The organism is Trinickia sp., assembly GCF_051953955.1.
Lineage (GTDB): Bacteria > Pseudomonadota > Gammaproteobacteria > Burkholderiales > Burkholderiaceae > Trinickia.
In genome coordinates this window covers 1-8,306 of the sequence record NZ_JBQCIF010000042.1, presented here as the reverse complement: position 1 = coordinate 8,306, position 8,306 = coordinate 1, and the positions used below count along the sequence as shown (strand labels likewise).

The 8,306-nt window shown below is 60.5% G+C and carries 10 protein-coding genes; 8 read left to right on the top strand and 2 right to left on the bottom strand.

Annotated elements, in window-relative coordinates; all coding sequences use genetic code 11:
- The 6 genes from ACTHNZ_RS08190 to ACTHNZ_RS08165 all read left to right on the top strand — a co-directional run.
- On the top strand, window positions 1-313 hold a 313-nt coding region (locus tag ACTHNZ_RS08190; RefSeq protein ID WP_440542002.1), incomplete at its 5' end, for a 4Fe-4S dicluster domain-containing protein.
- A gap of 36 nt (window positions 314-349) precedes the next feature.
- A complete protein-coding gene (locus tag ACTHNZ_RS08185; protein ID WP_440542003.1) occupies window positions 350-670 on the top strand; it encodes a succinate dehydrogenase assembly factor 2 in 321 nt (106 codons plus the stop codon).
- Between the two features lie 69 nt (window positions 671-739).
- Window positions 740-2,044: a citrate synthase gene (gene gltA, locus ACTHNZ_RS08180; protein ID WP_440542001.1), complete on the top strand. Its 1,305-nt coding sequence runs from the start codon at window positions 740-742 to the stop codon at window positions 2,042-2,044.
- Between the two features lie 824 nt (window positions 2,045-2,868).
- Window positions 2,869-3,630, top strand: coding sequence for a hypothetical protein (locus ACTHNZ_RS08175; RefSeq protein ID WP_440542000.1), 762 nt, complete (start codon window positions 2,869-2,871; stop codon window positions 3,628-3,630).
- 181 nt (window positions 3,631-3,811) lie between these two features.
- On the top strand, window positions 3,812-4,105 hold the full coding sequence (locus ACTHNZ_RS08170) for a hypothetical protein (RefSeq protein WP_440541999.1): 294 nt from the start codon (window positions 3,812-3,814) through the stop codon (window positions 4,103-4,105).
- On the top strand, window positions 4,105-4,629 hold the full coding sequence (locus ACTHNZ_RS08165; protein WP_440541998.1) for a helix-turn-helix transcriptional regulator: 525 nt from the start codon (window positions 4,105-4,107) through the stop codon (window positions 4,627-4,629). Before ACTHNZ_RS08170 ends, ACTHNZ_RS08165 begins: the two co-directional genes overlap by 1 nt.
- Window positions 4,630-4,664: 35 nt before the next feature.
- Here the strand turns inward: ACTHNZ_RS08165 and ACTHNZ_RS08160 are convergent, their stop codons facing one another.
- A complete protein-coding gene (locus ACTHNZ_RS08160; protein ID WP_440541997.1) occupies window positions 4,665-5,156 on the bottom strand; it encodes a GNAT family N-acetyltransferase in 492 nt (163 codons plus the stop codon).
- Window positions 5,157-5,393: 237 nt separating this feature from the next.
- Here ACTHNZ_RS08160 and ACTHNZ_RS08155 point away from each other — a divergent pair, with 237 nt between their 5' ends.
- On the top strand, window positions 5,394-6,059 hold the full coding sequence (locus ACTHNZ_RS08155; protein ID WP_440541996.1) for a GntR family transcriptional regulator: 666 nt from the start codon (window positions 5,394-5,396) through the stop codon (window positions 6,057-6,059).
- Entirely contained in the window at window positions 6,043-7,299 is a 1,257-nt protein-coding gene (locus ACTHNZ_RS08150) for a dicarboxylate/amino acid:cation symporter (protein ID WP_440541995.1), read from the top strand. Before ACTHNZ_RS08155 ends, ACTHNZ_RS08150 begins: the two co-directional genes overlap by 17 nt.
- On the opposite strand, the gene ACTHNZ_RS08145 is transcribed toward ACTHNZ_RS08150, so the two are convergent.
- The coding region (locus tag ACTHNZ_RS08145) for a PLP-dependent aminotransferase family protein (protein ID WP_440541994.1) at window positions 7,271-8,306 on the bottom strand (1,036 nt) is incomplete at its 5' end. The genes ACTHNZ_RS08150 and ACTHNZ_RS08145 overlap by 29 nt on opposite strands.

Genomic DNA, 8,306 nt, shown 5'->3' with positions numbered 1-8,306 from the left:
GTCGCCCGAGGAGCGCGAAGAGCTCGACGGGCTGTACGAATGCATTTTGTGCGCGAGCTGCTCGACCTCGTGCCCCAGCTTCTGGTGGAATCCGGACAAGTTCGTCGGCCCCGCTGGCCTATTGCAGGCGTACCGGTTCATCGCCGATACGCGCGACGAGGCGACCGGCGAGCGCTTGGACAATCTGGAAGACCCTTACCGTCTGTTCCGTTGCCATACGATCATGAACTGCGTCGACGTCTGCCCCAAGGGCTTGAACCCGACCAAGGCGATCGGCAAGATCAAGGAACTGATGGTGCGCCGCGCGGTTTGAAACATGAAACTCGTTTCTTCACCCTCGCTTCACTCGCTGCCCCCCGAAGAGTCCTTTGGGACATCCGGGGGCGGTACGGAGCATACTGATGCGGCTTCGCATCAGGCAGACCCGCTGCGCCGTGCGCGTCTTCGTTGGCGCGCGCGCCGCGGCTTGCTGGAAAACGATCTGATTTTCGAACGTTTCTTCAGCCGTTATGAGGAGAGCCTCAGCGACGCCGACGTGGGTGCGCTCACACGTCTGTTCGAGCTGAGCGACAACGACCTGATGGACTTGCTTCTCGCTCGCAAGGAACCGGAAGGCGACCTTTCCGACCCGGACGTCGTCCGGGTGCTGGGCCTGTTGCGCGCCGTTTGAGCGCCGCATTGTTGCACGCGCTGCGCGCGCATGATCGGAAAACCCGTTCCAACTTCGATTGAGGATGCTATGACTCCGTCAGATGTTAAAGCCACGCTCTCGTTCAGCGACAACTCGCCGAGCGTCGAACTGCCGATCTACAAGGGCACGATGGGCCCGGATGTGATCGACATCCGCAAGCTGTATGGCCAGACCGGCAAATTCACGTATGACCCGGGCTTCATGTCGACGGCATCGTGCAACTCCGCCATCACGTACATCGACGGCGACAAGGGCGAACTGCTCTACCGCGGCTACCCGATCGACAATCTCGCGCAAAACGCGGACTTCCTCGAAACGTGCTACCTGCTGCTCAAGGGCGACCTGCCCACCGCGAAGGAACACCAAGAGTTCGTCAGCACCGTCACGCGCCATACGATGGTGCACGAGCAGATGCAATTCTTCTTCCGCGGCTTCCGCCGCGATTCGCACCCGATGGCGATTCTCGTCGCATCGGTCGGCGCACTGTCCGCGTTCTATCACGATTCGCTGAACATCAACGATCCCCATCACCGTGACGTTTCGGCGATTCGCATGATCGCGAAGCTGCCGACGCTCGTCGCGATGGCGTACAAGTACAGCATCGGCCAGCCGTTCGTCTATCCGAAGAACGACCTGTCGTACAGCGCGAACTTCATGCGCATGATGTTCTCGAACCCGTGCGAAGAGTACAAGATCAACGATGTCCTCGTGCGCGCGCTCGACCGCATCTTGATTCTGCACGCCGATCACGAGCAAAACGCGTCGACGTCCACGGTCCGTCTGGCCGGCTCGTCGGGTGCGAATCCGTTCGCCTGTATCGCAGCCGGTATCGCGTGTCTGTGGGGCCCGGCCCACGGCGGCGCGAACGAAGCGGCGCTGAACATGCTCGAGCAGATCGGCTCGTCCGACAACATTCCCGAGTTCATCAAGCAGGTGAAGGACAAGAACTCGGGCGTGAAGCTGATGGGCTTCGGTCACCGCGTGTACAAGAATTACGATCCGCGCGCGAAGCTCATGCGCGAAACGTGCCACGAGGTGCTCGAAGAACTCGGCCTGCATGACGATCCGCTGTTCAAGCTCGCGATGCAGCTCGAGAAGATCGCCCTCGAAGACGAATACTTCGTATCGCGCAAGCTATATCCGAACGTCGATTTCTACTCGGGCATCGTTCAACGTGCGCTCGGCATCCCGACGTCGATGTTTACCTGCATCTTCGCGATGGCGCGCACCGTGGGCTGGATTGCCCAATGGAACGAGATGATTTCGGAAGCCGAGCAAAAGATCGGCCGTCCGCGTCAGTTGTTCATCGGCGAAACGCCGCGCGAAGCCAAGCCGATCGCTCAGCGCGGCTGATGTACACGTCGGCGCCGGCTAACTAGCCGGCGCCATGCGGTCTGCGAAAACCCCGACGCGGGACAAGTGCTCCACAGGTTGAATCAGTAGTGCTCAACCTTTGGGATGCAGCTCAGTCCCGTCGTCGGGGTTTTTTACTATTCGGCGTTGTTCCCAATTAATGCGTCAACGATGTTTGCTTTTGGCAGCATGACACCGTTGAATAATGCCGAGCAGATGCTCGGCCGCTGCTAGCGCAAAAAAAGGGGCTCACCGATATGTTCGAAAAAGAGGCGGTGCTGCCTCGCGTGCGCAGCTCGAAGAGTCGCGCGATGAACTGCGGGCTAGGCGACTGGATAGCGAGTGCCGTGGGTTCGCGCGGCATGAGCCGGTCGACGCTCGATAGGCGGCCCGTGCCCGCGCTGCACTTCACGCCGCCCTGCCCGGCCTCTGACGGTGCGCGAGAGGCTGGCGGGCATCAAAGCGTCCGAGATTCCCAGAGTGTAAGCGAGGCGTTCCGGTTCGAACTCGAGCGAGAGCCTCGAGTATATCGGGGCGTCCGGGAGATACCGGCAGCAAGCGATCGGTTCCAGATACCCGTCCAGCCCGGCCAGGAGGCCCGGATTGTGCCAAGAAGCATCGCCCTCGGTGCAGGCGGCGACGAGCAGGGGCTGCAGACGCACCCAACCGTCGGTGCGAGACGGCCTTGCCGCGCATCAAGTTACAGGGCGTCGACCGATTGTCCGCTCTCTCTGCCGAATCGAGAGCGTCAACCGAATCGAACGCAATGTTACATTGTGTCCCCGCATAACAACGAGAACAATTTCTTTGGAAATGCGTTGGGAATGAACCTGCATAGGTTTTCCAAAAGCAAGTCGCCGGTTCAGCCCATTTTCAAGGACGAGGCTCAACGGCAGCGGTTTCACCACAGAGTCAAGCGGGAGTTGCGCAACGCACGTGCGGAACGACGTGAAGTATTGGAATTTCTCCTCAACCATTCCCGCGCCCGGGGGAAGCATACGTTGATGGACTTTACGCGAACACAGGGGGCCGCCCGAGCAACCGACCCGGGAACGGAACCGACACATCGAGTCTACGTGCAAGGGCATGGGTTCCCCGGAAAACAATATATTGTTTCGGACGCCGGCTCGCTAGTCACGGCGGAAGAGGTGGCTGAGCTGCTGATGCAGATGTCGCTTCCGCTTGACGCCGACGTTCGGCCGAACTCGTGCTGGAGCGGTGCGGGCAAGGAATATGTCGCGTCGAATCCCGACTGGCTGCCGCGATTTCGCAGCGGCACGCTGGGCGAGGTTTGCGAGCCGGAGTTCAGTTTCAGCGCGGGTCTATTCCATCATTTGAGACGCCGAGGGTTCAAGGGGCCGGTATACGGTTATTTAACCGAGACGTTTCAGTTTCCGCAGGATGCCTATACGCGCCAAGAAGAATTCGCACGTCACATGGCTGGCTATCCCACTGAGCGAAGGATCGCAACCGGCGCCGATTGGCGGCCGTATGCGGTTAGGAAGAGCGATATCCGCATTACACAACCTACGAGCGGTCTCGGGTCCAGGCGGATGCCGAAGGTATCGCCACCGACCTGGATTTGACGCGTCGCAGTCCCGGTTGGACGGTAACGCATAGGGCATGACGCCATCGACCGCGCGCGCCGCTTCGGCCGTTCGGCCGACTCCTCGTCGAACCGCTGCGCCGGTACGCTGTATTCGTCCATAAATCGTGGTTGTCGATTGACAACCCAACTACTGAGCGGTATTCTTGCCGCGTTGACGAATGCAACGACCACATCCGAAGAAGGAAATCGAAGCGGCGCTCGCGTATGCGCAGGCGTGCGGTTGGCGAATTGAACCCAAGAAGGGAAACGGGCACGCGTGGGGCAAGATGCTGTGTCCTTACAACAACGCCGATTGCCGCTGCGGTGAGTTCTGCATGACGAGCATCTGGAGCACGCCGCGCTGCGCAGCCAGTCACGCGAAGGATTTGAGGCGCGTCGTCGATCATTGCGCGGTCTTGCGCCAGATTGCCACCCTTAAGTCGAAGCTGCGCTCAGGAAATAAGGAGTCCTAATGAGTTACAGTTTTACGCTCAAGTATCAGCTTTCAGATCACGATCGTGATCACGATGACATCGTCGAACGCCTTTTCGAAGCCGGTTGCGACGATGCCACGATTGGGGTGGGGCAACCGGGGCGGATTGCCCTTACATTCACCCGCGAGAGCCCCGATGCTTGGTCGGCTATTTTCACGGCGCTCGGTGACATCAAGCGGGCCGTTCCATCGGCTCGCCTAGTCGAGGCCGGGCCGGATTTCGTCGGATTGACCGACGTCGCGGATCTGGCGGGCGTCACGCGGCAAAACATGCGTAAGCTCATGCTCACGCATGCATCGGACTTTCCCTTGCCGGTCCACGAGGGCAATCCATCCGTTTGGCACTTGTCCGATGTACTCGTTTGGCTGATGAACCGAGGCTCGTATCCGATCAGCCCCCATCTCGTCGAAGTCGCGAAATCGACGAAGCAAGTCAACCTGGCGAAGGACGCGCGCGCGATCGAGCCTCGCATCAATCGGCAACTGGTGCCGCTTCTGACATAAGTCTGAGCGGGCTCGCGGCGACGGGCCGCGCGAACTCATACTCGTTCGGCGTCTGACACCGGGCGGCCCGACAACGCGTAGTGCATTTCATAGAAAAGAAGGTCGCCTCTCGACGGCAATCGGAATGGCGGCGACGAAGAAGCGAAGCCGAGCGCTTCATAGAAGCCGCGAGCCGTCTCGCGAGCAGTGCACCAGGCGAGCCTGCCACCGTGCCGGCGAGCGTGATCGACGCACACCTTCATGAGTGTGCGGCCGAACCCCCAGCCTCGTAGGCGTTCTTCTACTGCTACGCCGCGCAGGCGCCAGGCCGTATCGTCCTGCGATCCGGGTAACGCTTCGCGGCACACGGTCGCCACTGCGACGATGCACTCACCTTGGTAGACGGCGAGATGCAACGTCGTCGGGTCGTCGTCGCCGCGAAAGCGGCACGAGTCGGCTTGGTTGTCCAAGAGGACGACGCGGCGCAGTGGTAGGACGTGCTGGGCCGAGACTGCATGGATCGAGAAAAGCGCGGGACTGTCGGGCATACAGTGGTCTGTCGAGTGATCCGAATCGGGGTTACGAGGGTGCGTTCTCAATTGATGAGTAAAGACAGGTTTGTCTATTTTTCGATTAAGAAATGTCTGATGGCGATATCGTGAGAGTTACGTCAATTGCCGAAACGGTTATACTCAGAAAAATAACAGGTTCTGTCCGCGGTGCAATAGGGTAGCCTCTACGCGAACCAGAAAGCCTTCGTGATAACAAACTGACTGAGATCTCAGATGACGGAAGATCGTCAATCCGACACACAAACGGCCTATACGCAGATTCGCTCGCGGATTTTGGATGGGCGGCTCTTGCCGGGAAACGCTCTTTCTCCGCGCAATATGGCCGATGAACTGATGCTCGGCCATATGCCGGTCCGATCCGCCATACAGCGCCTCGTCGTGGAAGGTTTGGTCGAAGTCATTCCACGCAAAGGCACCTATGTAACCGCGCCGACGAAGATGGACTTGCGCGAGATTTTCGAGGTGCGGCTCGCGTTGGAGAGTACGGCGGCCTATTTGGCCGCGATCAACGGCACTACGGACGGATTGGTGGCTGCGGCGGACCAATTGCGCCGCGTCGTCGACGAAGAGCCGGCGGATCTGATGACGGAGCAGCGAATCGGTTGGGTATTCCATCAGGAAATGTTCGAGGCCGCGAGGAACGATCGGCTTTATACGTCCTACCGGATGTTACGCGCCCAAAGCGGGCTCGCGCTCAACGAATTGCATCGAGACGATGCGGCGACGGTGCGGCGCGGAACGGTGGAGCACCTTAGCATTTACGCATCCATTCAATCAAAAGAGCCCGAAGCGGCACGTCGGCACATGTGGAATCACATTCTGGATGGGACCGACGCAAGAATCAAATTGATCCGAGGCCAACATGACAAACCCGCGTAAAAGGATTCCCGTCCCGCTACAAATGATCTCCGGGCTCGTGCTCGGGGCGTTGTTCGGCGTCTTGGCGCCGTCGTGCGCCGCCAAGTTGTCGTTCCTCTCCACGATTTTCGCGCATGCGATCAAGATGGTCGTCATGCCGTTGATCCTGCTGTCGGTTACCGTTGGCGCATTCCGCGCGGGCGTGCAGCGCGGTAGCCTCGGCAAAACGGCCTTTCTCAGCATCGCGTTCTTCATCGTGGCCACCGTGGTGGCTGCCGCGCTCGGTCTTGGTCTCAATTTCTTGTTTCACCCGGGTATCGGCGCAAGCATGGCAGAAACGGCGGCCATGCCGAAGAACCTCGCCGGCAGCGTCGATTGGATTCAATTCCTCGTCGATCTCGTACCCGCGAATATCGTGTCGGCCCTTGCTTCGGGCAATTCGGTGCCCGTGCTGGTGTTCGGCGTATTACTGGGCTCGGCGCTGGCGGCGGTGCAGGACAAGGCGGGGCCGTTCGTTGCCGTGCTCGACTCGGCGCTGGCGGCGCTGTTCAAGATGACCGAATGGGTCATCGCATTTTCGCCGATCGCCATTTTCGCGGCGTTGGCGGCGCTGCTTGCCTCGAAGGGCGTATCGGCGCTGACGCCGCTCTTGAAGCTGCTCGGCGTGGCATACCTCGGCATGGCGATCCTCGCCCTCTTGCTGACGCTGATCGTGAAATCGACGGGCCTGTCGGCGCGTGCCGTCATCAAGCACGTAAGTGAGCCGCTCATTCTCGCGTTCACCACCCGCTCGTCCGAAATCACGTATCCGCTGCATTTGAAGAAGTTGACCGAGATGGGCGTGCCGTCGACGGTTGCATCGACCATCCTGCCGTTGTCATACATCTTCAATCGCGATGGCGCCGTACTCTACACGGCGCTCGCGGTCGGCTATCTTGCCGATGTCTATCACCTGACGTGGACCTGGCCGCTCGTCGTCACGATCATCGTGATGACGACGATCATGATCGACGGAGCAGCCAATGTCCCGTCGGGCGCCGTCGTGGCGATCACCGTCATCTTGTCGGCGATCGGCCTGCCCCCCGAAGCCGTCCTGTTGATCCTCGGCATCGACGCATTCTTCGACATGGGCCGCACCGCGTTGAACGTCTATGCGAGCACCGTCGCGACGACCGTTGCATTGCGGATCTCCGGCGAGCCGCTGCAACCTGCCATCGAGCGGGATGTATCCTTCAAGGCCGGCGCCGTAGGCGCTCGATGATGTTTGCGAGTTGTATCGCCGCTTCGTCGATCGCTGGTTCGCTGAGTCCGGAGTAGCCGAGAACGAAGCCGTTGTAGCGTTTGCCGTCGGCCACCGCATAACGGCTCAACGGCTGAAGCAGCAAGCCCCGATCGGCGGCAACGCGCGCTATTTCCGTGTCCTGCAGCGGCACCGTGAGTTCGGCGGAAAGATGCATCCCGCCCGCGCGGTGCCGGACGTTCAACGATGTCCCGAGATGAGCGGCTAGCGCAGTTTCCAGGCAGCGGCGCCTCTGCGCGTACAACGTCCTCATCCGACGCAGGTGGCGCGCGAACAGGCCGCTTTCGATAAATTCGGCCATGGCCAATTGATCGGCCGGATGGCCGCGGTGCACGAGTTCGCGTAACGTGCTCGCGAAGCGTTCCGCCCATACGGGCGGGACCACCATGAAACCCAGCCGAAGCGCGGGAAACATGGTTTTGCTGAAGGTGCCGAGATAGCAAACCGGCGCGTCGGCATACAGCCCTTGAATCGCGGGCAGCGGCTCTCCGCCGTGGCGAAATTCGCTGTCGTAGTCGTCCTCGATGATCCAAGCACCGGTTGCGCGAGCCTTGTCCGCGAGCGCGGCGCGGCGCCGCATGCTCATCAGCGATCCGAGCGGATACTGATGCGAGGGCGTCGTATAGATGAGCTTCGGGGGACTATGAAGCCATTGCTCGTCGCGCGGTGCCATGCCTTCGTCATCCACGTCGATGGGGATGATGCGCAGCCCCGTCGAGCGGAACGCAGTCGTCGCGCCGTTATAGCAAGGATTTTCGAGCCAGCCGATATCGCCCGGATTGGACAGCATGCGTGCGCATAGTTCCAGGCTGCTCTGCGTTCCGTCTGTGATGAAGACCTGATCGGGCTCGCATCGCACACCCCGCGACACGTTGATATAGGCTGCCACGGCTCGCCGCAGCTCGGGCATGCCCGCAACCGGCCCGTAGGCGAGCTGCGCGGGCTCGATGTGCCGCCACGCTCGCTCG